Raw genomic sequence first — 22630 nt, forward strand, 5'->3', positions numbered from 1 at the left:
AACTGACCATTCTCTGAAAACAAGCACATTATCCTTTAGTATCGCTCCATAGGCTTTTATAAACTTCAGGTTTAACCATATCTCTACCTGTACAGGAGTCCTTTCCCCTTACCAAGGGGAAAGACAGAAAGGGGTCTGATTGATGAAGCAATCAAGTCATTTTTGGTATCGGTTTTAAGACCAAATCCATATAATTCACCTTTGATATCATCTCAAGGCGAAAGTCTTTTTATGTCCCACTTATTTCCTGTCAGCTGATACTTAATACGGTCATGAAGCCGGCTTCTTCGGCCCTGCCAGAATTCTATCGTTTCGGGGATTACCCGGTATCCACCCCAGCTTTCCGGCATTGGCACTTTTCCTTCCGGATATTTTTCTTCAAGATCAGCAAACTTCTTTTCCAGAAATTCTCGGTTTGGCACTTCCGCACTTTGATTGGAAGCCAACGCGCCAAGCTGACTTTTGTAGGGCCGCTGTTTAAAATATGCTTCACTTTCTTCTTTAGGAATCTTCTCAACAGTTCCATCAATACGAACCTGCCGCTCAAGCTGTAGCCACAAAAAACAAAGGGACGCGTTGGGATTTTGCTCCAGCTCCTTCCCTTTATCACTGCCATAGTTGGTGTAGAAGATGAAGCTGTCGTCTTCCAATCCCTTCAACAGCACAATGCGTGTATGTGGTTTTTGATTTGCATCCACGGTAGCAAGGGCCATGGCATTGGGCTCGGGAACCTCAGCACCTACCGCTTCTTCCATCCATCGCTCAAATTGTTTAAATGGATTTTTATTTACGTCCGACTCATCCAGTGAATGCTTCGAATAGTCTTCTCGCAGTTTCTGCAATTTTTCGTTTTTCATTTCTTCTTTATCATCCAAAATATTCCGGTTCATTACCGGGTTTCCATTTAATGTTACAGCCCATACTTGGCACTTGTTGGTCTTCGGGGATTTGCTCGCCGGACAACAAGGCATCCAGGGCATTTCGAAGATCTTCACCTGTAACAGGAGTGTCTTTAGAAGGTCGGCTTTCATCAAATTGCCCCCTGTAAACCAGCTTACGGTTTTCGTCAAATACAAAGAAATCCGGCGTACAAGCTGCTTTGTATGCTTTAGCCACTTCCTGACTTTCATCATACAAATACGGGAAAGGATAATCTTTCTGAGCCATTTTCTCCGGACTGTCTTGCGGGTATTTTTCTACATCATTCGAGCTTATGGCGATAAAACCTATTCCACGGGCTATATATTCGTTAGCTACATTCACCAATTCATCTTCAATATGGAGTACATACGGACAGTGATTACAAATAAACATTACCACAAACCCTTTGCTTTGATCGGCATAGCTTAGTGATAGATTCCCGCCGTTCACACTTGGAAGGGTGAAACCCGGTGCCTCTGTTCCTATTTCCAGCATGGTTGATGGTGTTGCAGACATAATGCTCCTGACTTTTGTCGATTAATGGTTTTAACTTCAGTGCATGAAATCCATTACAAAGATATTGAATGATCGAGACAAAATTTTGTTCGAAAAAGCATTGAAGTTCTACTTCTATACTCGACAACAAGATGTCCGTAAGCTTAATTCGCAATTACAGCAACGCTTCTCCTATGCGGGTCAGGTCGCTTACTCGCTGATAGTAACCTATATTCGTGAAGGAAATTTGAAGTTGGAGTACATGGATTTTCTGAATGAAGAGCTCAAGACAATGCGCGGGCTGGATTCCGAATTCATGGAACCACTCATGATCAAGCCCCACGAAATCGATGAGATTGAATTCAGTCAGGAAATCTCCATTAAAGTGTTTGATGAAGATAATGATACCGACATCCGGATCATCTACAGCCCGGATCAGAGCGTTGCAAAGCTTGAACCGATGAACTAGCCCGTCATCCTCACAACGGGCATCGCGGGTCCGGGTCCGCGATGACGGGGTTCAATCCCCAACTAACTCCTGGTGCAGTGTCTCATCCCGGATAATCCCTCTTTTCTTCAGTTCGGTGAGAATGAGTTCAGTCACATCACTTTGGAAAGGGAATTCATACCGGATATCCAGTACATAGGCCTTTACCTTCAACTTCAGCACAAACCGGCGTTCGTGCATTTCATTTTCCGTCATAATGCTGATGGGCTTTTTCAAGAATACGAAACGGGAAGCGATTACGGCCTTATATGCCACTTCTTTCACTTCCTCTACAGGACACTCAGCCGGCAGGAAGATATTTGTGACCACCAAACAATCGAGGGCGCCGGTGTTGGCATTAGATACGGCGGTTCGAATCAGTTCCCCATTGGGAATGGTAACCACAGAATCACCGGGAGTGACTATGCGGCTTGATCGCAGCCCGATTTGCTGTACTTCCCCATAATGATCGGCAAACTGGATTTTGTCCCCCACCTGAAACGGCCGGTCCAGAATCAGCATCACCCCGCCAAATAAATTCTTGAGCACGTCCTGCGAAGCAAGCCCAACCGCAATACCCACCGATGCCATCACCGTGATTATGGTTGCATAAGGCGGCTGAATGATGCCGGCGATCGCTACATAAATAGCAAGGGTCCATAACACCACCCGGACAATAGGAACCATCCGTTTTATGCGAAGCCTGTATTTTGAAATACGCTCCGAAAAATTTCCCAGAATAGTACTGATGAACGATGTCACATAATAAGTAGCAATAAAAAACAAGATAATCATGAGGACTTTCGGCCACGATATCACCTGTTCAAGCTGAGCCAGCGCCTGCTCTGCATCTCCTGAAACCTGGGTGGTGTCTTCTGAAAGTCCGGCCTGCTGTTCCAACCTCATGGTGAGTGAGTCGAGACGGGACAATCGCTCATTAATTAGAGAATCAATCTTCTGGGTAAGCGTAGTATCCTGAATCTGGGCTGAGGCCGTATCTTCCTGAGCTGTATTTTGGGCTGACAACGGATTCAACAAGCCGCCGTTCAGCAGAAACAGAACCAAAAGCATCCAAATGTTTTTATGCAGTGCCATAGTTTAATGTATGAAATTAGCTTCTTTCAAAACCCGAACTACCTGCCTGTAAATCAGGTGATTCAGCATATATCCATGCTCAGTCTTGAACAAAATAGAGCGGGATGTTAATCGGGATACCAGCAGTTTGCTATCTCTCAATGGCTGATTAAGCACTTTTGCGAGGTGTTCAGGCATCAGTGAGTCGTGCAGCACAAAAGCGGCCAGGGCAAACAACTCGGTACTGTCGAGTTCATCAATTCGGTTAATGGCCGTAAAGTCGAAGGGGTCGATGTAGAAATGGCTGTCGTCATATTCCCGTATCGACCGAATCCAGAATATCATGGCAATGGAAGAATTCCCTTCACTCAATTTTGCCAGTTTTTCAAAGTACCGATCCTGCAAATACTCCTGGGTTTTTTCTTCGTCATCCATCAGCTTGCGGAAATTGCGGCTTTTCTTTGTGGCATCATCCGGTAAAAATTTAAGCTGATATCCACTTGCACGGTGCCTCTTCAGGATCAGCTCTTCAATCTGCTGGGCATTCAGGTTATCCGTTTCTACCGCGTGGGTAAAATAGTCAGCAATATTCAGCACCTTGTCTAAAAACAGCCAGCCATACCGGGTTGTGCTGGCTATCCACATGATTTCCTTGTTCGTTTCGGAAATCAGAAGCAGCAATTGCTCCATTGCTTCAAAACCCGAAATATTCCTAACGTAGCAATTCTGAATGTTCTCAAGGATGATCACAACTCTCTTTTTCTTTCGCTTTATGGCGGCAATGAGATCTTCTATGCTCTCCGTCTCATCCAGCTTCAGAGCATCACTTACCTGCTCCATAATTTCATCGGCCGTCCAAATCGTGTCCTCAAAATTGATTTCAATCACATCATGCTTGGTCAGCACTTCTTCCATCAGCAAAGAAATAAACAGGCTTTTTCCACTTCCTTTCTCCCCTACAATGGCAAAAGTTGAAGGGAAATTATTCTGCCACAGCTCATACCCCTTTTTGAACCGGTCAAATTGTTCGGGCTTGCGAATGTAGAAACGCTCGTCTATTTCTTTATTAAAATCAAAAAGCCGGCGATAGATAAATGGAAGCCCGGCGATCTGCTCATCCGTCTCTGACAAGAAAGTAGCCAGGTCGGTTTTATCGCCTTCCAGTTTTTCCTTTTCAGCAAAGCCCAGAAACTTTCGGACAGCTTCCGAATACTGTTTAATTTTTTTCCAGACAAACCGGCCGAACAGCTCCCCTTTTTCCGAAATTCGTGCCCACCAGACCTGAAGCTTCGTCTTCCAGTCCACAGCGGCCTGCTTGGCTTTATACTCAGCTCCTGCCAGGCGGACTTCACTCACATCCTGCTTTTCGAGCAGCATGGCCAGTTTCACAAACGCTGCGTGTTGTTTTTCCTGAAGCTTGCCTTCCAGCGATTCTCTTTGTTCCCGGACATCCTCCTGCAGTTCTTCGAGCTTGGTTTTTGCTCGCTCTAATCCTTCACGGGCAACCTGAATGGGTTCTTCTTCGTCCGACTTTTTGACCTCATCCGCAATCTCCAGGTTGGTATATATAATCTGGGAAATTTCCTGCAGGCTTTGCATCACCTTCATTAAAAACTGTTCAGCCTTTATCTCCTTGGGCATGAACTCCTTCACCATGTGATTACTGATCACACGCTGAACCAGCACCTGCCAATCAACCTGCTCAAATTCATAAACCGGAGGAAGGTGCGTCAAATCCAGCTTCTCGATGAGCGTTGCTTTTTCGGGCTGCTCGTTTGTCCACTCCGGGATGGCTGATGTAAACCGTTCAAACTTTGTGCCTAATACAGCGTCTTCGGTAAACTCGCCCAGTGGCTCCAAAATCTGCTGATCTATAAATCCGATCATTTTTTCCTGATGCTCACTGCTTAGCTGTCTCACCTGCTTTAACGGCCGGTCTTCTGATTCATCAAAAATGGAAATGGCTTCTTCAAGCTGTTCCATCAATTGCTTGCAGGGCGATTCAATATGGTCCTCAAAAAACTCCGTGATCGCCTCACTGAAACCTCCGGTCCGCTCCTCCATCATTTCATGGAGTTGCATAAACTTCATAGAGAGGAGCACCCTCTGCACCAACACATTCAGCAGCTCGCCCCAAACTTTGTCGTCATTCTGCCGTCGGGTCTGTATGCTGTTCTGCCGGTGAACGATCTTTGTTTTGGTGTATTCACTTACCGGTCGCTCAAAGGTGCCTGTCAAAGAAACTGCACGTTCAATTTCATCACCCACGCTTTGCAAATGCTCCTGCAGTTTTTGGGTGTTAACCGATTTCAGTTGTTCCAGTTTCTGCAGGGCTTCTTGAAAAAATATCTCCAGATCTTTTTGAGTAGGAGTGATTTCGGCCGGTTCCCCGGGGACTAATTTTTCTCCTTCACCTTCTTTCTTTTCATAGGTGATTAACCCTCCGGAATGCAGCGTCCAGGCGTCTGCTTCCATCAAAACTTCGGCTTTCAGCTTCTGGATTTCATTGTTCCATTCTCGCATCCATTTGTCCAGACGAAGAACATGAATCCTGACTACAAATTGCAGTGGAATTGTTTGTTTCCACACCGGTGGTTTCTTTTCAGACCCACCAAATACTTTACGAACTCCGTTGGACGTGGCGTTAACCCCGCGCTGTATTCCCCTTGCCGAACGCTTAAAAACCTTTCCGAACTTTGTCATCCCGGAATCATCGTTCTGGGACTCAAACCGGCTTTCCTGCTGAGGTAATACTACCTCTTCCTGAATTTGAGAGAGCACCGGCTTCAGGTTTTCAAGCCATTCTACGTTATTATCAGGCTTGCCGTCAGTTTCTGCCTTTTCAATATCAGCCTGAACCTTTTCGGTAAATTTCCGCAATGCCTTTTCTGTCTCATCTGCTTCAATGCCCGACTGAGTTTGTTGGAGTAAATCTTGCAGCTGCTGAACTTCTGCTTCCAGCCCGCTCTCCAGCTTAGCTTTCACTTCAGAAAGCCACTCATTGCGAAGCTGTTCTAAGATTGTATCCCGGGAATAGTCGGATTTCATAAAGGTTAAATGGATTTCTTGGTGCAGCCTGAAACTAAGCCGTTATTATTTGAAAACAATATATCTATTGTGTGTGCAGAAGGTATCATTAAAACTGAATTTTCACACTTTATCCTTTTTTTGGAACTCTTTCAATGGTTTGGAGAATATCTTACATTACAAGCATCATCTACAAGGCAAATGACTTACCGAAATCATAACTCCGGCCTCAATATGCGCATACCTCATATTTACAGAGCGCTACCATTGTTGTTCATATTTCTTTTTTCTTTCGCCAGCGTTTTTGCCCAAACCCAGCTTCACCGGGTTTCAAATACCGCTCGCAGCGATGGAATGGGCTATGTAGTCCGGTACCACCTTACCGCACCGGTCGATTCTTTTGATATTCTGCAACCTGCCCCCGATCTCATTCAAATGGTTTTATATGATGAGGAGATCGACACTACAGGTTTAGAACTTCCTGAGGAAAGCGAAAAGCTGAAAGAAGTTCGTCTATACAAACTCAAATACGGCTACGGCATAGATATTTATCTCGGAAACGGAGCTTATTACAAATCGAATGCCTACCTGGACCAAAACGGTTCTGATATATTGGTGAACCTGGAAGTTGCAGATCAGCGGGAAGTGGAACGGTATTCCCAACAATTTTTAGCCCGGAACTGGTATGAAGAGATTGTGGATGAAAGCGCCCTGGAAGTCGCCCCACCTGATACAGCTCCAAAAAACGATTTCTATTACGATGTAAAAGATAAGCTTCGGTTTGATAAGATCGTCATTGATCCCGGACACGGTGGCTGGGACCCCGGTTCTATCGGGTATAAAGGAGTGAAGGAAAAGGAAATCACTCTCGCAGTTGCTAAAAAATTAGGGGCTTATATCAATGAGCATCTCCCCGATGTAGAAGTGGTTTATACCCGCACCGATGACTCTTACCTCGGCCTGGCTGAACTTGGTCATTTTGCCAATCTTGCTGAGGCTGATTTATATGTATCCATTCACTGTAATTCGTATCGCAATCAGTATGTGCGGGGAGCCGAAGTTTATTTTCTCGGACTTCACAAAAGTGATGCTTCCTTCGAAGTAATGAAGCGGGAGAACAGCGTATTCAAAAACGAAACGGACAAAGAACTTACCGAAGAAGATTTATTGGTGTATGAACTGGCCCACAGCGGATACATCGCTACCAGCGAGAAAATTGCCTATATGATTGAGGATCAGTTCAAAAACCGGGCCCAGCGTAAATCAAGAGGGGTAAAACAGGCGGGTTTCCAGGTGCTTTTTGAGGCCTCCATGCCGGCTGTTTTGGTGGAATTAGGTTTTATCACCAATCCGGCCGAACAGCGATTCCTCACCAGCGACTATGGCCAAAGCATCATGGCTTCAGCAATGTTTCGGGCCATCCGGGATTACAAAGTGGAATACGATCAAAAGCAGGCGTACAACACCACTTCTTCATCTTCTAATCAAAAATAAGCATGTCATCCAAGCCTTTAGTTATTGGTGTAGCCGGAGGAAGCGGTTCTGGAAAAACAACGGTTATCAATTATATCTGCAAAGAGTTTGCCAAGGATAATATCCTGCGGCTTGAGCACGACTCCTACTACCGGGAGCTGGATCACCTTCCTTTTGAGGAACGGGTAAAACAAAATTTTGACCACCCGGCCTCCCTCGAAACCGAACTCATGATCCGTCACATCAAAGCCTTAATGGAAGGTTACCCGGTGGAAGTTCCGGTTTATGACTTTGAAAAGCACACCCGCAAGGATGAAACCATCACTGCTACCCCTTCAAAAGTAATCCTCATTGACGGAATTCTGATATTCTCGGAACCTGACCTGTTAAACCTGATGGACGTTAAAATCTTTGTGGATACCGATGATGACGTCCGTTTGCTGCGCCGGTTGAAACGGGATATTCAGGAACGGGGTCGCTCGGTAGATGGAGTACTTACCCAATACGAAAAGTTCGTTCGTCCCATGCATCTTGAGTTCGTAGAGCCCAGCAAGCGCTATGCTGATATCATAATCCCCCGCGGCGGTAAGAATAAAGTGGCCCTGGAAATGGTTTCTGCCCTTATTCGCGGCAAGATGAATACATAGACACTTCAGCGTTCGTTATTCGCTGTTCCTTGTTCGATGTTCCAACCGCCTCATCCCATCAAATACCAGAAAGGGACGTACTTTGGATTCTCTGTCTATCAATTGCTTAATTGTCTGTGCATCTCCCCCGGTGATGAATAATTCAAAATCACCGAATTCCTTTTCGTATTGCTGAAGAACTCCTTCAATTGCCATTTTATAGAATCCGGCCTGCCCCCATTTAAGTGAGTCGATGGTGCTTTTACCGGGCCAAGTTTCGGGAATTTCCATTTCTACATTTGGCAATGCCGGTGCTTTTTGAGGCAGAATTCCCCCAAAGGCTGACAACCCTGGTGCTATCAACCCGCCATGATACACATCATCCTGATCCATGTAATCGATAGTGAGTGCGGTTCCGGCATCAATCACCACAACCGCATCGCTAACCTGATCGGTGGCTCCATAGCAAGCCAAAAACCGGTCGATTCCCAGCGTCTCAACCGTCTCATAGTCAAGCAACTCCCGCGGGATATCGCTTGTAGTAAGTTCAAGCAGGTTTACATGACTTAGTTCTGAGCGGATCGCCTTCCGCACATCATCCCGCACACTCGATAAAACGATATGTGAAAACGACTCAGGATGATCATCAATCCACTGTACCAACTCGGAAGCAGTGTACTTTTCTTTGGCGTGAATGGCTTCCCAGTTCACCCCTTTTTTATAGGCTCCCTTGATGGAAGAATTTCCGGCATCGAGGTAGAGGGCTTTTTTTGATGAATTGGAATCGATTTTGCTCATCTTTTTGTAGTACTTTTAAACCATTGAATGTAAACAAAATACCATTTTTACAATGAACCTTGATTCAAAAATCGCCATCGTTACCGGAGCAAGCAGCGGCATTGGAGCTGAATTCAGTAAAATGCTTGTCGAAAACGGAGCTGAAGTGTATGGACTTGCGCGCAGCCTCGATAAGATGAAGAACCTTCAAAAATCACTGGGCGATAAGTTTCATCCCGTGAAAATGGACATCACCAATGCGGATGCTCTGGAAGAATGGGTGGATGATACCTTTGATTTGAATCACATCCCTGATATTCTGATTAATAATGCCGGTGTGATGTACTCAGCCAATGTCGATGACCTTTCCATGAGCGAGTGGCACACGATGATCAACGTGAACCTGAACGGAATTTTTTACCTCACCCGTCTCATCGTGCCCCTGATGAAAAACAATGAGAATACCTGCCACATCATTAACATTTCTTCCATTGCGGGTCTTTTAGGAAACCCAACCATCTCAGGATATAACGCCAGCAAATTCGGCGTCCGTGGATTCAGTGAAGCCTTGTTTAAGGAACTTCGCTATGATGGAATTAAAGTCACCTGCGTATTTCCTGGCTCAATCGATACCGAGCTTTTCGAAAAAATTGACGGCATCGACAATCATCCGAATATGATGAAAACAACCGACATATCAAGCACAGTAAAATTCCTTCTTGAAACGGACGACAATTTCCTGATCAATGAGATCACAATGCGTCCGCTTAACCCCAAAGATCCGACCAATTAGGAAGCGACACATGAAAAGGTTACTCAAGCAGGTTGTTCTTCTTCTTTTGGCAGTTATGATCGGATATGGTTGCATGGGCCCGGATAAAGCTCCGGAGCCTGAAAACCTGATCAGCGAACAGAATTACATCGACCTTTTGATTGAGATGCAGCATATCTCTACCTATCGCGATGCCCAACCCGACAGCGTTAATGCTGATTCGCTGAAAGCGCTGGTGTACGACAAGTTTGGCATTACCGAAGAGCAGTTTTTAGCTTCCCACACCTTTTACCAAAAACAAGTGGAAAGGCAATTAATGCGGGTTCAGGAAGTGATCCGTCAGCTGGAAAACGAAGAGCAGTATATTCAGGCGCATATTGATTCGGTTAAGGCTACGAAGGGGGAATAGGTTTTAGGGGCAAGGTTTTAGTCGCAAGGGGTTAGGTTTTAGGTGTTAGGGGTGGGGTGGCAAGGGCTTCTTGTCGAGGTAATAGTTCATTAATTTTGTAAGGAATTGGGTTTTCAGAGCTCTTACTGGTGAACAAAGCCAAAAGAATATCTCTGATGAAAAACTTTAAAAAGCTTATCGTTTGGCAGAGAAGCATGGAAATGACTTCTATTGTACATGCCATTATAAAAGAACTGCCAAAAACCGAACGATATACCTATCGGGATCAGATTATAAGATCATCCATTTCGGTTCCCTCCAATATTGCAGAAGCATGCAGCAGAGAAAGCAGAAAAGATTTTAAACGGTTTCTGAGAATCTCACTTGGCTCCAGTTTTGAGCTTGAAACCCAATTACTCTTGTTGAAAGAAAATCAAATTATGAAAGGGCAAAAGCTTGATTCTGCTTTAGAACACAATACCGAAATCCAGAAAATGCTTCACACTCTTCTAAAGAAATAACCCCACCCCAAACACCTAACACCTAACACCTAACACCTAACACCTTGCGTCTAAAACCTAACACCTACCCACCTACAACAAACAATAGTATCCCGGCTTTGAGGGAATGGTAGTCACTTTGTCTTCTCGGATTAAAAACTGAAGGGCTTGCTGCACTTTTCGCTTAGACTGCCCGGTTGAACTGCATAATTGAGAAACAGTCCGCTCCTCCGATTCAAGTTCATCATAAACAGCTTTAATCTCCTCATCAGTTGGGCTCACCTCTTCTGAAGCCGTCGTTTTTAGGCAGTTGTCACAATGTCCGCAGGGCTCTGCACCGGTGTCGCCAAAGTAATTTCTAAGATATACTTCCCGGCAACGGACGGTCAGGATATAACCATGCATATGCTCGAGCTTTCGGAACAGATTATTACGGTGCGACTCCACTTCTTTCTTCGTCATCGGCAATTTTTTGGAACGGGCTTCCAGTACTTTGACCAGGCTTCGTTGTTTATGCATCTCAAAAACCAGCACCTGATCGTTTTGCATCAGCACGTTTAATGCTTTAACCAATACATTTCTGCGAATCCCCAATTTATCCAGCACATACTCTTCATCCAGCTGTACCATTTCTTTGAAAGCCAAACTCCCAAACATTCGCTCCAACTTATCGGTGAATTCAGCCTTCTCATCGTTTTTGCACTTTTCCCGGAAGGTTTTCATCGCATTTTGGCTGAGGGTGAACTGCACGCTTACGGCCGGCTTCACTTCTTCCTGCATGGCAATTACATCAAACTGATCAAGCAAACGCATAGCTGCCCGTGCTTTTCCGTATTTAACTTTTCCTCTCTTTTTAATCTGCTCGATATCAAACGACATAGACTCTTCCATTTGCGAGCCTACCGCCAAATGAAAGCTGTCGCATAAAACCTGATATACATGATCCAATTCATCGAGAGTCGGATATCCCTGATCAATACGCTCATCCGCTTTGTGGTAGTCCGATTCCCGGTACAATAAAATGGGAAAGCTTTCTTCCCCATCCCGGCCGGCCCGACCTGCTTCCTGGTAGTAAGCCTCCAGCGAATACGGCATTTCCTCATGAATCACATACCGGCAGTTGGGTTTATCGATGCCCATGCCAAATGCATTGGTAGCAGAGACTAATGGTGTTTCCCCGGAGATCCATCGCTGCTGTATAGCTTTTCGTTCTTCTGATTCTACCCCTGCATGATAGGCTTCCGTTTTTATTCCCATGCATGAAAACCGCTCCGCAAGTAGCTCACAGTTCTTGCGGGTTCCGCCATAAATAAGTCCATCCCCTTTTTGAGCCCCTTTCTTTACCGACTCCTCCAGCTTCTGTTTTTTATTGGGGGATTTAACCACCCACCATTTTAAATTCGGACGAGAGAAACCCCGGGAAATGACGTTTGCATCTTCGAAACCCAGGGAATCTACTATGTCTTTTTGCACTTCCGGTGTGGCCGTTGCCGTTAAAGCAATCCACCGAGTTTGATCAGCAATAGATTCCAGCGATTCTCTTATATCCCGATAGCTGGGTCGGAAATCATGCCCCCATTCACTAATACAATGCGCCTCATCAATCGCCACCAGGTCGATATTCAAACGGGGTAATTCGGCCTCCCAAAGATTGGTTTTCAATCGCTCCGGGGCACAATACAGCAGCTTGTACATTCCATTTCGGGCATTCACTAAACGCTGCTCAACCTCATAAGACGGGATGGTACTGTTAATAAACGTAGCTGAAATTCCTTTCGCTTTTAATTGTTGAACCTGGTCTTGCATCAGGGCCACAAGTGGTGATATTACCAGGGTCATCCCCTCAAAAACAGTAGCCGGAACCTGGTAGCATAGCGATTTTCCCCCACCTGTTGGGAAAAGTACCAGTGTATCTTCCCCATCAAAAACAGAATGGACTACCTCATCCTGACCGGGACGAAATCCGTCGAACCCCCAAATTTTTTTTAAATTTAATTCTGCTTTCTGAAAATAATCCTGCAATTTTAGCCTGTTAGATTTTTTCTCTGTTTTACTTCAAAATACAAACCAATGCGAACAAAATTTCTATTCCTGTTTTTAATTATTTCCACTTTGTTTTCCTGCGGTGTTGTCTTCAACAACGACAGTATTGAATATCGGGAAGAGATGCGAAGTTTTGTTCAGGAAATTTCTGAGTACGCTAAAAATCAGGATCCCGGCTTTGCCGTTATCCCCCAGAACGGGCATCCCCTCCTTCTAAAAAACGGAAATATTGCCACTGATTACCTCAACGCTGTGGATGGCCTGGCCCAGGAAAGTCTTTTTTTCGGGTATAGTAATGATGATCAGCCTACACCGGCTACCGAGACCAATCAGCTTCTGAGGCTGCTCAACATCGGTAAGGAAGCCGGCAAAACAATCCTGGTAACCGACTACTGCTCTACACCATTTAAAGTAACTAATTCCTATAACCAGAATTCGGCTTTAGGCTATCTCTCCTTTGCGGCTCCCGATCGGAATTTAACCGAAATCCCGGATCAACCAAATCCTATTCCCGGTGTTAACGACGAGCAGATATCAAATTTATCTGAAGCTCACAATTTCCTTTATTTGCTGAATAAATCAGAATTTGATTCACGGTCAGGTTTCATCAAATCTGTGCAAAACACGAATTATGATATCATCGTGATGGATGCTTTTTATGGAAGCCGAATGTTCACTCCAAGTGAAATAGAACAGCTTCGGCAGAAAAAGAATGGCGGGGAACGAATGGTGATTAGTTATATGAGCATCGGGGAAGCCGAAGACTACCGCTATTACTGGCAGGACGGCTGGAGCACCGGTAATCCTGAGTGGCTGGTTCAGGAAAACCCAAACTGGGAAGGAAACTTTAAGGTGATGTACTGGCATCCCGAGTGGAAGTCCATCATTTATGGAAACGAAGATTCCTATCTGCAAAAAATACTCAATGCCGGCTTTGACGGCGTTTACCTTGATATTATTGACGGGTTTGAGTTTTTTGAATAAATATTGGTTTTAAAGAGAATTTTAAATTAGCCTATATAATCAGACCGAATAACCTACTATTATGAAGAACTTCATTCCAGCAATACTTTTTATGGCATTCATGATTATCACCGGATGCTCCCAGGGTGATATCATCAAGTCAAACTACACCATCAAATCCGGTTCTTCATTTGGCATGTGTGTGGGTCCTTGTTTTCAGGAGGTTTCAGTAAACGAATCCCAGGCTGTTTTGAGAATAAGGGAGAACAAGGGTGAAGGCGGACTTTCTGAATTGAAAGTGGAAAATAAGCGCGCCGTCTCTCCTCAGGAGTGGGGTGAAATTCAGTCGCTTGTTAATCAGGAGGCCATTACTGCATTACCTAAAGTAATTGGTTGCCCTGATTGTGCCGATGGAGGGGCCGAGTGGATAGAAATCCAAAGTCCCGGTTTAGTGAAAAAAGTGACTTTCGAATACGGTCAGCCCCCGGCTCAAATCAAAGAGTTGGTTGACAGACTCAGAGAAACCCGTGAAAGTTTAAGTCCTCAGGAATAAGGTATAATCCCATTTATTTATGAAAACCATGACCTGTAAACAACTGGGCGGAGCCTGTGATCAGGAATTTACCGCAAAAACCTTTGAAGAAATTGCTGAGTTAAGCCGGCAGCACGGAACTGAAATGTTTAAACAGGGTGACGTTGATCACCTTCAGGCTATGCAAGAGATGTCTGAAATGATGAATGATCCGGAAGCTATGCAGCAGTGGATGGAGAAGAAACGGCAGGAGTTTGAAGCACTTCCCGATGAAAGCTGATTAATTGCCAACCAATAAAAAAGGCCGGCGTCACTCAACTCCGGCCTGGATGGTCCTGTCTGGTTTCTAACTTACCAGTCTTTGTCTTTCTTATCTTTCTTTTGCTTCTCAGCAGAAGCCAGTGCCTCTTTTATGCTTGGAGGTAAAATTACCTGGTCAATAACATGAACAACACCATTACTGGCATTCACATCAGCCATAATTACTGTAGCTCCGTCAACCGTGGCTTTGCCGTTCATAAGGGTAATTTTAGCTTCACTTCCCTGAACCGTACCGGCCATCATACCGTCTTCCAGGTCGCCAGACATTACTTCTGCAGGTACTACATGATAGGTAAGTACGGCCGTCAACTTATCTTTGTTTTCCGGCTTCAATAGCATATCAAGTACGCCTTCCGGCAGGGCCTCGAATGCGGCATTCGTCGGTGCAAAAACAGTGAATGGTCCTTCACTCTTTAGCGTCTCTACCAACCCTGCAGCTTGTACAGCTGTAACAAGGGTTGAAAGTTCATCAGTGGCAACAGCAAGATCAACGATGTCACTGTCCTGTGCCTTTATATTAGTTGAAAGGAGCATTGCAAAAATTAGTGCAAAAACTCCGGATACTCTCTTCATGAATTTCATAGTGTTTTAGGTTTATTATGATTGAATAGTCAGCTTCATAAACCTATAACCAGAACTTTCATTCCAAATTGAAAGAAAGAAATTTTCTCTTTTACAACCTTTTAACCATCAGAGCCACCCTCTTTTCTCCTTCTTCCGTTACTTGCTCTGCTACTTTATTGAACCCCAACGCTTTATGAAATCCCAACGAGTTTGGATTAGGAGGTTCAAGATTCACTTCACAGGTTATATACTTTTGATCTGAGTTTTCGGCAAGATATTGATATAGAGCTGTACCTAACTTTCTGCCTCTGAACTTCCCCGAGATTACGATGCGATCCACATAATCGAAATCATCATAATTAGTGCAGAAAAACTTGTAGTTCAGGCTTTCATAGTCCAGCCCTTTTTGAAGCACAATCATGAATCCCGCCAGCTCTCCCTCTTCTTCTACAATTAGAAATGGATTTGCCTTGTTCTGGTAATACTCCATCTCCGAAAGCTCCTCACTGGTTACATGAGGGACAGAGGCTTCGTTCATAACGAGAACTGCCGGAAGATCTTCTTTTTTAGCAAACCTGATATTCATCAACAAAAAAATTTGGTAATTGACAGCTGAAATTTCGACGTTCTCTAACCTAAATCATACTAATTTTAATAGCCACCTATGGACTGTAAAAAATCTCACTTCCAGCTCGATGAATCCGTTACTTACCTGAACTGTGCGTACATGTCGCCACAGCTGAAAGTTGTTGAAGAAGCCGGGATTTGGGGAGTACAGCGAAAACGCAATCCCTTTAAGATTTCACCTGAAGAGTTTTTCGGTGAAACGGATCAGCTCCGTGAAGAATATGCCAAGCTTATTAATGCAAAAGATCCAAAACGCATCGTAGTTATTCCTTCTGTTTCTTACGGGATGGCTAATGTTGCCCGAAATGCTCCCATAAACAAAGGAGACAACATCATTGTAGTCGGTGAGCAATTTCCGAGCAATGTCTATCCGTGGCGGTCAGTGGTTCAGGAAAAAGGGGGTGAAATCATCACCATCACTCCCCCCAAAGAACATGAGAACCGGGGTAAAGTTTGGAATGAAAAAGTTTTGAATGCCATCAACGATCGGACCAAGCTGGTAGCCATGGGAAATATTCACTGGGCCGATGGCACATTGTTTGATTTGAAAGCGATCCGAAAACAAACCCGTGAAGTGGGAGCCTGGCTTGCCATAGACGGAACGCAATCGGTAGGAGCACTGCCCTTCGATGTTTCTGAAATTCAACCTGACGCCCTGGTCTGCGCCGGGTATAAATGGCTGATGGGACCCTATTCTATCGGGCTTGCCTATTATGGTCCTGCACTGGATGAAGGAAAACCGGTAGAAGAAAACTGGATCAATCGCTACGAGAGTGAAAACTTTGCAAACCTGGTTAATTACAACGATCAATATCAACCGGGTGCTTTACGCTACGAAGTTGGTGAACACAGTAACTTCATACTGGTGCCGATGATGCTTAAAGCCGTTCAGCAGCTTAATGAATGGGGCGTGGAAAGTATCCAGCAATATTGCCGGGATTTGATTGCCGGACCTGTTGAAAAACTAAAAGCGGCCGGATTCAAAATTGAAGATCCTGAGTACAGGGCGTCTCACCTGTTTGGAATTCGGTTAGGGGAAGGACATGATATGGGTCAGATTAAATCTGCCTTCGAGGAGCAAAACATCCTTGTTTCCTTCCGGGGAGATTCCATCCGGGTTTCACCAAATGTGTTTAATACTGCTCAGGATTTCGATAAGCTTGTTGATGCGTTAATCTCAAACTAAATTTGGGTTATTCAGGAAGATCTGAGAGCTTTATCCTTTCATAAGCACCGCGTTTTTTATCCTCGGGATGAGGTTCAATTCCTAAAATCGTGATCTCTTTTCTATTTGGACCATAAACCCAGAATATCCTTCCTGCGGCCGGGGTATTATTCTCTAAGTAAGATTGGAAGACTTTCTGACCGAATTTCTTCGAGAGCGGTTCAATTTCATGAGAGTTTAAACCTGGGTGTCTGGGATTAGCTGCAAGAAACTGAATAGCTTTAGCTAATTGCTTAAATAAAATTTCTTCATCTTTAGAAAGGCCCCTTGACTTCTTTCTTAGTTTTAGATCGTTCCAAAAATCCTCCATTTCCGGAACTCCAAATCTGATTGTAAACATTTTACTCCTTCAGAAGCTTCTTTAACTCCTCCATATCAATTGGTTCAGACACTTTTCCATCATTCAGATTCTCAATTGCCTTTTCTATCATTTTATAAGACTTCTTGGAGACCTCATCAGGATGTACCAATACTCTGGGACTTAAAACAACAGTACCATCCTCATGCTCTATAACATGGTAGTACTCTGTTTCAGCACCACGTATTGTGACACGTTTTTTGGAGTCTAATTTTGCTTCGTATGTATTTTTTTTGTTCAAGTACAATCACCAGCAACTTATTTCAGTGGAGTAAACCTAAGATATAGAAAGGTGGGATATCCCACAAGTTAAATTTCAGGATGATCTAAAACAAAAAAGGGTACGTATTAAAAACACGTACCCTTTTCAAAATTTGATGGTTGAAGAGTGTACATCAATCTCCGCTCATCACCGCTTTCATGTAATCGCGGCGCATTTCGGCGATTGCTGAAATAGAGATCCCTACCGGGCAAACGGCTTCACATTCTGCATAGTTGGAGCAGTCGCCAAAGCCCTCTTCTTTCATTTGGTCAACCATAGCTACTACGCGGTCTTTACGCTCAACTTCGCCCTGCGGCAGTTTGTTTAGGTGAGCAATTTTGGCTCCGGTAAATAACGATGCAGAAGCATTCGGGCAAGCAGCAACACACGCTCCACAACCAATACAGGTAGCGTAGTCAAAGGCCGCTTCCGCTTTATCTTTTTCAACCGGAATGGCATTTGCTTCGGCAGCAGAACCTGTTTTCACAGATACATATCCGCCAGCTTCAATGATCCGGTCAAAAGCACTGCGATCTACTACCAAATCTTTAATAACCGGGAAGGAAGCAGCTCTTGGTGGCTCAATGGTGATATGATCACCGTCGCTGTAATTACGCATGTGCAACTGACAAGCAGCAACACGATGTTTCGGTCCGTGTGCACGTCCGTCTATTACCAGATTACAAGATCCGCAAATTCCCTCACGGCAGTCGTAGTCAAATTCAACCGGCTCTTTGCCTTCCAGCATCAGCTCTTCGTTGAGCACGTCAAGCATTTCCAGAAAAGACATATGCTCGTTGACATTGTCGAGCGTGTACTCTTCAAAATATCCCTGCGCATTCGGGCCGTTCTGCTTCCAGTATTTAAGATGAATGGTCATTTCTTTACTCATAGTGCAATAATTTTTGCCACAAAAGCTCTAAAACACGAAGGGTATAATCTGTAAGAAATCATACGTTGAATCATGTTATTGCTCTTCCGGTTTAACATTAAATTTTGTGTTTTCGTGATTTAGTGGCTCTATTTATAACTACGTTGTTTTAGCTCAACGAATTCAAATTCAAGATTCTCTTTATGAAGGGTTTCTTCCAGTTTGCCATTCAGGCCTTTGTATTCCCAGGCAGCTACGTATGAAAAATCCTCATCATTACGCAATGCTTCCCCCTCTTCGGTTTGATACTCTTCGCGGAGGTGACATCCGGCTGATTCTTCACGCTGTAACGCATCTTCAGCCATCAATTCTGCCAATTCAAAGAAATCGGCTACACGACCGGCGAATTCCAGGTATTTGTTATAATTGTTTTTCTCTCCGGGTACTTTCACATTCTTCCAGAATTCTTCCCGGAGTTCGCGAATTTCCTCGATGGCAGATTTCAAGCCTTCGGCATTTCGGGCGATCCCGATTTTGTCCCAAACGATCTTACCTAAAGATCGGTGGAAGTCAATAATTGTACGGTCACCATCAATATTCAGGAGTTTATCGATTTGAGACTGAGCAGCATTTTCGGCTTCCTCAAAAGCTTTGTGATCGGTTCCGTATCGTTTGCCCGGCTCTTGTTTTGCAAGGTAATCACCAATGGTATAAGGCAGAACGAAATATCCGTCCGAAAGTCCTTGCATCAATGCGCTTGCACCGAGTCGGTTTGCGCCGTGGTCGGAGAAGTTTGCTTCTCCGGCAGCATAAAGTCCCGGAATGGTTGTCTGTAGATTGTAATCAACCCAAAGACCTCCCATGGTATAGTGAACAGCCGGGTAGATTCTCATCGGGCGCTCATATGGGTTTTCACCGGCGATGTTTTCATACATCTCAAACAAGTTACCATACTTAGATTCGATGGTTTCTCGTCCATCACGTTTGATGGCATCACGGAAATCGAGATACACGGCCAGGCCTGTTTCACCAACACCCAGTCCGTCATCACAAACCATCTTGGCATTACGGGAAGCCACATCCCGAGGCACAAGGTTACCAAAACTTGGGTAGCGCTCTTCGAGATAGTAATATCGTTCGTCTTCGGGAATATCGTTCGGATGGCGATCGTCCCCTTTCTTCTTAGGTACCCAAACCCGGCCATCATTTCTCAAACTTTCACTCATCAGTGTCAGTTTTGACTGATAGTCGCCGGAAACCGGAATACAGGTTGGGTGAACCTGAACGTAACATGGGTTGGCAAAAGCAGCTCCTCGTTTGTGAGCTCTCCATGCAGCTGTTACGTTTGAATTTTTAGCGTTTGTAGAAAGATAGAATACGTTTCCATAGCCACCGGTAGCAAGAACCACCGCATCGGCTTCATATCTGTTTAGTTCACCCGAAACCAGGTCACGGGTAATGATACCACGCGCCTGGCCGTCAATTACAACAACATCCAGCATTTCATGGCGCGGGTGGTATTTGATATTTCCGTTGTGAACCTGACGCATCATTGCCTGATAAGCACCGAGTAGCAACTGCTGACCGGTTTGTCCGCGTGCGTAAAATGTTCGGGATACCTGTGCTCCACCGAAAGAACGGTTAGCCAGGTTACCCCCATACTCACGGGCAAAAGGAACACCCTGAGCTACGGCCTGATCAATAATTTCGTTGGATACCTGGGCAAGGCGATACACATTAGATTCGCGAGAGCGATAGTCGCCGCCTTTGATGGTATCATAAAAAAGACGCCAGATGCTGTCTCCATCATTCGGATAGTTTTTGGCAGCATTAATTCCACCCTGAGCCGCAATACTGTGGGCACGCCGGGCTGAATCCTGAATACAGAAGCTTCTAACATTATAACCCAGCTCAGCAAAACTGGCTGCTGCAGCACCACCAGCCAATCCGGTTCCTACAACAATAATTTCAAATTTCCGCTTGTTGTTGGGCGCCACCAATTTGATGTCCTTGATGTGCTTATCCCATTTTTCTTCTAACGGTCCGCCGGGTACTTTTGAATCTAATTTCATAATCCTAAATCTATAGTCTTAAACTTAATCTCTTTAATAAGCGATGAGTGAACCTTGTCCGCCGGTAAGGAAGATGTATAGCGGTATGAATATAAAGCCAAGCATCAATACGATGGCGAATATGTAAGCGCCAAGCTGAACTTTCTTGGAAGTTTCACCGTGTCTCATTCCCAGTGAGGTGAATGCACTCCAGGCACCATGGGAAAGGTGAAGAATAACCAGTGATAGCACCGCAATGTAGCCAAATGCAATCAGCGGCTTCTGGAATTCAGCAATTACCAATGCCCTTAAATTTCTTGCTTCAACCCCACCAGCCGACTCAAGAATTACTGTACCTTCATCAGGACTGAATAATCCATATTTAAAATGCATGATATGAAATACTAAAAACACCAATATTATGATCCCTGTCCAGATCATGCTTCTGGAAGCCAGCGACTGATGGCTGGGGCCGCCTTTGGTTTGATACTTATCATACCCTTCCGGCCGGGCTTTTCTGCGCTGAAGCCAAATCGAAATACCTAAAATTGCATGGTAAAGAAAAAAGAATGCCAGTCCGGCTTCAATTATGTAAAGAAGAGGCCCTAAACTTACCAGCGTGTGAGTGTAAACGTTAAATGCTTGAGATTCCCCAAAAATTGTGAGGTTACCGGCAAGGTGTCCGATCAAAAACAACATAAGCCCGATACCCGTGATACCGGTCATGATTTTTCGGCCCACCTGAGAATTCAGTGCTTTGATAAAAGAAGGCATGTAATTGCGTCTTAGATAATTTCAATTTGTGCTAATAAAACAGCGGGTAACTGAGCTTAGTTTCAATTTATAGTGAAACTCCAGCAAAGCTTGGCTGCGCCGTGAAAATCGCTTTTTCCAGTCTGAATAACAAGGCAGATTACTTCTAAATAAACCCTTCATTGGTTACTTAATCTTCTAATACCATAAACCCCACTTGTTTGCGCGAACCTCTGACTCCGCTCCCGGATTTTGAATTTGAAACATGACTTTCGCCCATACACCTGCTACCTTTGCAGCACATTAAGCCCAGACCATGTTTAGCATAAAAAACTCCATAGAAAGCAGTTTTCGTGAGCGAGGCTCCAAGTTCCTCGGCTTTCTGTTTTCGGCCGAAACGGAAGACGCCTTTTCAGATCAGTTGAATTCACTCAAATCCAAATACCCGGATGCCACGCACCACTGCTATGGCTGGAGAATGAACCCGGCTCAACCCAAAGAATTCAGCACCGACGATGGAGAGCCTTCCGGCACAGCAGGCCTCCCTATTCTGAATCAACTTAAATCTTTCGAGGTAATCAATGCGGGAATTGTAGTGGTCAGGTATTATGGTGGCACTAAACTGGGGAAGTCCGGATTAATTGAAGCTTACGGGTTGGCTGCCAGGCAATGTCTCGAAGCAGCCTCATTAATTTCCATTAAACCGGTCCGGCTTTACGAAATTCAGTACCCCTACCCTGTAGAAAACAACATTCAGCAGCTGATAAACAGCTTTGGGTTGAAAGTGATGGAATCAGAGTACCTGGAGCACATCACCCTGAAAGTTGCATGTTCCATAGAAACAGCCGCACGCTTTGAAAAAGAACTTGCAGGAATGGAGCATCTCAATATTACTTTTAAGAAACTGGAAGAACATTTCATTGCCGGTTAAGAAACTTACCATCCAAACCCCTATTTTCTAAAAAAAGGATGTTATGAAAATTTACACCAAGAAAGGCGACAGCGGAAATACCTCCCTCTTTGGCGGGCAGCGTGTATCCAAAAGCTCTAAGCGTATAGATGCTTACGGCACTGTGGATGAACTGAACTCCATTTTAGGAATGGCGGCAGCTTACGGTTTATCTGAGAAGGGCGCTGAACTTATTGAAACCGTTCAGCAGCAGCTTTTTGTATTGGGAGCCGATCTTGCAACCCCACAATCCAAAGAAGTACGGATTGAACGAATTGGCCAATCGGAAGTTGAGTTTCTGGAGAAAGCCATTGATGAAATGGAGGAAACCTTAGAGCCGCTCAAAAATTTTATTTTGCCGGGGGGCGCAGAAGCCGGTTCTACCCTTCACTTTGCCCGAACCGTTTGTCGCCGGGCTGAGCGCATTACGGTAGAATGCCGGCACGAGGAAGAAATATCAGAAGTGGCCATTATGTACATTAACCGCCTCTCTGATTTCCTGTTTGTGCTGGCTCGGTTTGAAAACAAAGAAGCCGGAACAGAAGAAAAAACCTGGATTCCAGCCCGATAA

General features: G+C 44.7%; 25 protein-coding genes. 12 read left to right on the forward strand and 13 right to left on the reverse strand.

What is annotated here, in order from left to right:
* Positions 1-212: 212 nt before the first annotated feature.
* Both pdxH and NM125_RS12050 read right to left on the reverse strand, forming a co-directional pair.
* Complete coding sequence (gene pdxH, locus NM125_RS12045) at positions 213-857, reverse strand: pyridoxamine 5'-phosphate oxidase (RefSeq protein ID WP_255135186.1); 645 nt, start codon at positions 855-857, stop codon at positions 213-215.
* Between the two features lie 10 nt (positions 858-867).
* On the reverse strand, positions 868-1437 hold the full coding sequence (locus tag NM125_RS12050; RefSeq protein WP_255135187.1) for a thioredoxin family protein: 570 nt from the start codon (positions 1435-1437) through the stop codon (positions 868-870).
* 43 nt (positions 1438-1480) lie between these two features.
* Here NM125_RS12050 and NM125_RS12055 point away from each other — a divergent pair, with 43 nt between their 5' ends.
* Positions 1481-1885: a hypothetical protein gene (locus tag NM125_RS12055; RefSeq protein WP_255135188.1), complete on the forward strand. Its 405-nt coding sequence runs from the start codon at positions 1481-1483 to the stop codon at positions 1883-1885.
* Positions 1886-1936: 51 nt separating this feature from the next.
* Here NM125_RS12055 and NM125_RS12060 read toward each other — a convergent pair whose 3' ends face one another.
* Positions 1937-2998 carry a mechanosensitive ion channel family protein gene (locus tag NM125_RS12060; RefSeq protein WP_255135189.1) on the reverse strand — a complete coding sequence of 354 codons (1062 nt, stop codon included), beginning with the start codon at positions 2996-2998 and terminating at the stop codon, positions 1937-1939.
* A 3-nt stretch (positions 2999-3001) separates the two neighbouring features.
* A complete protein-coding gene (locus tag NM125_RS12065; RefSeq protein WP_255135190.1) occupies positions 3002-6025 on the reverse strand; it encodes an AAA family ATPase in 3024 nt (1007 codons plus the stop codon).
* A gap of 180 nt (positions 6026-6205) precedes the next feature.
* Between NM125_RS12065 and NM125_RS12070 the strand changes: the two genes are divergently transcribed.
* Both NM125_RS12070 and udk read left to right on the forward strand, forming a co-directional pair.
* Entirely contained in the window at positions 6206-7498 is a 1293-nt protein-coding gene (locus NM125_RS12070; RefSeq protein WP_255135191.1) for an N-acetylmuramoyl-L-alanine amidase family protein, read from the forward strand.
* A 2-nt stretch (positions 7499-7500) separates the two neighbouring features.
* Positions 7501-8124 carry a uridine kinase gene (gene udk, locus NM125_RS12075; RefSeq protein ID WP_255135192.1) on the forward strand — a complete coding sequence of 208 codons (624 nt, stop codon included), beginning with the start codon at positions 7501-7503 and terminating at the stop codon, positions 8122-8124.
* A gap of 15 nt (positions 8125-8139) precedes the next feature.
* On the opposite strand, the gene NM125_RS12080 is transcribed toward udk, so the two are convergent.
* Positions 8140-8901, reverse strand: coding sequence for a type III pantothenate kinase (locus NM125_RS12080; RefSeq protein ID WP_255135193.1), 762 nt, complete (start codon positions 8899-8901; stop codon positions 8140-8142).
* Positions 8902-8953: 52 nt separating this feature from the next.
* On the opposite strand from NM125_RS12080, the gene NM125_RS12085 reads away from it, so the two are divergent.
* The 3 genes from NM125_RS12085 to NM125_RS12095 all read left to right on the forward strand — a co-directional run bounded on the left by NM125_RS12085 (position 8954) and on the right by NM125_RS12095 (position 10561).
* A complete protein-coding gene (locus NM125_RS12085) occupies positions 8954-9673 on the forward strand; it encodes an SDR family oxidoreductase (protein ID WP_255135194.1) in 720 nt (239 codons plus the stop codon).
* Between the two features lie 10 nt (positions 9674-9683).
* Positions 9684-10061, forward strand: a complete 378-nt coding sequence (locus NM125_RS12090; RefSeq protein WP_255135195.1) for a DUF4296 domain-containing protein — start codon at positions 9684-9686, stop codon at positions 10059-10061.
* Positions 10062-10216: 155 nt separating this feature from the next.
* Positions 10217-10561: a four helix bundle protein gene (locus NM125_RS12095; RefSeq protein ID WP_255135196.1), complete on the forward strand. Its 345-nt coding sequence runs from the start codon at positions 10217-10219 to the stop codon at positions 10559-10561.
* 72 nt (positions 10562-10633) lie between these two features.
* On the opposite strand, the gene NM125_RS12100 is transcribed toward NM125_RS12095, so the two are convergent.
* Positions 10634-12562: a RecQ family ATP-dependent DNA helicase gene (locus tag NM125_RS12100; protein ID WP_255135197.1), complete on the reverse strand. Its 1929-nt coding sequence runs from the start codon at positions 12560-12562 to the stop codon at positions 10634-10636.
* Positions 12563-12610: 48 nt separating this feature from the next.
* Here NM125_RS12100 and NM125_RS12105 point away from each other — a divergent pair, with 48 nt between their 5' ends.
* The 3 genes from NM125_RS12105 to NM125_RS12115 all read left to right on the forward strand — a co-directional run bounded on the left by NM125_RS12105 (position 12611) and on the right by NM125_RS12115 (position 14358).
* Positions 12611-13567, forward strand: coding sequence for an endo alpha-1,4 polygalactosaminidase (locus tag NM125_RS12105; RefSeq protein WP_255135198.1), 957 nt, complete (start codon positions 12611-12613; stop codon positions 13565-13567).
* Positions 13568-13658: 91 nt separating this feature from the next.
* Complete coding sequence (locus NM125_RS12110) at positions 13659-14099, forward strand: hypothetical protein (RefSeq protein ID WP_255135199.1); 441 nt, start codon at positions 13659-13661, stop codon at positions 14097-14099.
* A 28-nt stretch (positions 14100-14127) separates the two neighbouring features.
* Complete coding sequence (locus tag NM125_RS12115; RefSeq protein ID WP_255135200.1) at positions 14128-14358, forward strand: hypothetical protein; 231 nt, start codon at positions 14128-14130, stop codon at positions 14356-14358.
* A gap of 71 nt (positions 14359-14429) precedes the next feature.
* Here the strand turns inward: NM125_RS12115 and NM125_RS12120 are convergent, their stop codons facing one another.
* Both NM125_RS12120 and NM125_RS12125 read right to left on the reverse strand, forming a co-directional pair.
* A complete protein-coding gene (locus tag NM125_RS12120) occupies positions 14430-14981 on the reverse strand; it encodes a fasciclin domain-containing protein (RefSeq protein WP_255135201.1) in 552 nt (183 codons plus the stop codon).
* A gap of 91 nt (positions 14982-15072) precedes the next feature.
* Complete coding sequence (locus tag NM125_RS12125) at positions 15073-15549, reverse strand: GNAT family N-acetyltransferase (RefSeq protein WP_255135203.1); 477 nt, start codon at positions 15547-15549, stop codon at positions 15073-15075.
* Positions 15550-15627: 78 nt separating this feature from the next.
* On the opposite strand from NM125_RS12125, the gene NM125_RS12130 reads away from it, so the two are divergent.
* On the forward strand, positions 15628-16776 hold the full coding sequence (locus NM125_RS12130; protein ID WP_255135204.1) for an aminotransferase class V-fold PLP-dependent enzyme: 1149 nt from the start codon (positions 15628-15630) through the stop codon (positions 16774-16776).
* Positions 16777-16783: 7 nt separating this feature from the next.
* Here NM125_RS12130 and NM125_RS12135 read toward each other — a convergent pair whose 3' ends face one another.
* From NM125_RS12135 to NM125_RS12155, 5 genes are all read right to left on the reverse strand, one after another.
* Positions 16784-17155: a hypothetical protein gene (locus NM125_RS12135; protein ID WP_255135205.1), complete on the reverse strand. Its 372-nt coding sequence runs from the start codon at positions 17153-17155 to the stop codon at positions 16784-16786.
* Position 17156: 1 nt separating this feature from the next.
* Positions 17157-17414 carry a hypothetical protein gene (locus tag NM125_RS12140; protein ID WP_255135206.1) on the reverse strand — a complete coding sequence of 86 codons (258 nt, stop codon included), beginning with the start codon at positions 17412-17414 and terminating at the stop codon, positions 17157-17159.
* A gap of 154 nt (positions 17415-17568) precedes the next feature.
* Complete coding sequence (locus NM125_RS12145; protein WP_255135207.1) at positions 17569-18327, reverse strand: succinate dehydrogenase/fumarate reductase iron-sulfur subunit; 759 nt, start codon at positions 18325-18327, stop codon at positions 17569-17571.
* Between the two features lie 128 nt (positions 18328-18455).
* Entirely contained in the window at positions 18456-20378 is a 1923-nt protein-coding gene (locus tag NM125_RS12150; RefSeq protein ID WP_255135208.1) for a fumarate reductase/succinate dehydrogenase flavoprotein subunit, read from the reverse strand.
* A gap of 33 nt (positions 20379-20411) precedes the next feature.
* Positions 20412-21131, reverse strand: a complete 720-nt coding sequence (locus NM125_RS12155; protein ID WP_255135209.1) for a succinate dehydrogenase cytochrome b subunit — start codon at positions 21129-21131, stop codon at positions 20412-20414.
* A gap of 295 nt (positions 21132-21426) precedes the next feature.
* Here NM125_RS12155 and NM125_RS12160 point away from each other — a divergent pair, with 295 nt between their 5' ends.
* Both NM125_RS12160 and NM125_RS12165 read left to right on the forward strand, forming a co-directional pair.
* Entirely contained in the window at positions 21427-22041 is a 615-nt protein-coding gene (locus tag NM125_RS12160) for an IMPACT family protein (RefSeq protein ID WP_255135210.1), read from the forward strand.
* Positions 22042-22084: 43 nt separating this feature from the next.
* Positions 22085-22630, forward strand: a complete 546-nt coding sequence (locus NM125_RS12165) for a cob(I)yrinic acid a,c-diamide adenosyltransferase (protein WP_255135211.1) — start codon at positions 22085-22087, stop codon at positions 22628-22630.

It is taken from the genome of Gracilimonas sediminicola (assembly GCF_024320785.1).
GTDB lineage: Bacteria > Bacteroidota > Rhodothermia > Balneolales > Balneolaceae > Gracilimonas > Gracilimonas sediminicola.

Excerpts from the sequence above, each read along its gene's own strand:
- NM125_RS12065 (WP_255135190.1), bottom strand. The coding sequence starts at position 6,025 with ATGAAATCCGACTATTCCCGGGATACAATCTTAGAACAGCTTCGCAAT.
- NM125_RS12135 (WP_255135205.1), bottom strand. The coding sequence starts at position 17,155 with ATGTTTACAATCAGATTTGGAGTTCCGGAAATGGAGGATTTTTGGAAC.
- NM125_RS12090 (WP_255135195.1), top strand. The coding sequence starts at position 9,684 with ATGAAAAGGTTACTCAAGCAGGTTGTTCTTCTTCTTTTGGCAGTTATG.
- NM125_RS12095 (WP_255135196.1), top strand. The coding sequence starts at position 10,217 with ATGAAAAACTTTAAAAAGCTTATCGTTTGGCAGAGAAGCATGGAAATG.
- NM125_RS12080 (WP_255135193.1), bottom strand. The coding sequence starts at position 8,901 with ATGAGCAAAATCGATTCCAATTCATCAAAAAAAGCCCTCTACCTCGAT.
- NM125_RS12160 (WP_255135210.1), top strand. The coding sequence starts at position 21,427 with ATGTTTAGCATAAAAAACTCCATAGAAAGCAGTTTTCGTGAGCGAGGC.
- NM125_RS12070 (WP_255135191.1), top strand. The coding sequence starts at position 6,206 with ATGACTTACCGAAATCATAACTCCGGCCTCAATATGCGCATACCTCAT.
- pdxH (WP_255135186.1), bottom strand. The coding sequence starts at position 857 with ATGAAAAACGAAAAATTGCAGAAACTGCGAGAAGACTATTCGAAGCAT.
- NM125_RS12125 (WP_255135203.1), bottom strand. The coding sequence starts at position 15,549 with ATGAATATCAGGTTTGCTAAAAAAGAAGATCTTCCGGCAGTTCTCGTT.
- NM125_RS12055 (WP_255135188.1), top strand. The coding sequence starts at position 1,481 with ATGAAATCCATTACAAAGATATTGAATGATCGAGACAAAATTTTGTTC.
- NM125_RS12110 (WP_255135199.1), top strand. The coding sequence starts at position 13,659 with ATGGCATTCATGATTATCACCGGATGCTCCCAGGGTGATATCATCAAG.
- NM125_RS12085 (WP_255135194.1), top strand. The coding sequence starts at position 8,954 with ATGAACCTTGATTCAAAAATCGCCATCGTTACCGGAGCAAGCAGCGGC.
- NM125_RS12060 (WP_255135189.1), bottom strand. The coding sequence starts at position 2,998 with ATGGCACTGCATAAAAACATTTGGATGCTTTTGGTTCTGTTTCTGCTG.
- NM125_RS12105 (WP_255135198.1), top strand. The coding sequence starts at position 12,611 with ATGCGAACAAAATTTCTATTCCTGTTTTTAATTATTTCCACTTTGTTT.
- NM125_RS12120 (WP_255135201.1), bottom strand. The coding sequence starts at position 14,981 with ATGAAATTCATGAAGAGAGTATCCGGAGTTTTTGCACTAATTTTTGCA.
- NM125_RS12050 (WP_255135187.1), bottom strand. The coding sequence starts at position 1,437 with ATGTCTGCAACACCATCAACCATGCTGGAAATAGGAACAGAGGCACCG.
- NM125_RS12130 (WP_255135204.1), top strand. The coding sequence starts at position 15,628 with ATGGACTGTAAAAAATCTCACTTCCAGCTCGATGAATCCGTTACTTAC.
- NM125_RS12145 (WP_255135207.1), bottom strand. The coding sequence starts at position 18,327 with ATGAGTAAAGAAATGACCATTCATCTTAAATACTGGAAGCAGAACGGC.
- udk (WP_255135192.1), top strand. The coding sequence starts at position 7,501 with ATGTCATCCAAGCCTTTAGTTATTGGTGTAGCCGGAGGAAGCGGTTCT.
- NM125_RS12115 (WP_255135200.1), top strand. The coding sequence starts at position 14,128 with ATGACCTGTAAACAACTGGGCGGAGCCTGTGATCAGGAATTTACCGCA.
- NM125_RS12165 (WP_255135211.1), top strand. The coding sequence starts at position 22,085 with ATGAAAATTTACACCAAGAAAGGCGACAGCGGAAATACCTCCCTCTTT.
- NM125_RS12150 (WP_255135208.1), bottom strand. The coding sequence starts at position 20,378 with ATGAAATTAGATTCAAAAGTACCCGGCGGACCGTTAGAAGAAAAATGG.
- NM125_RS12155 (WP_255135209.1), bottom strand. The coding sequence starts at position 21,131 with ATGCCTTCTTTTATCAAAGCACTGAATTCTCAGGTGGGCCGAAAAATC.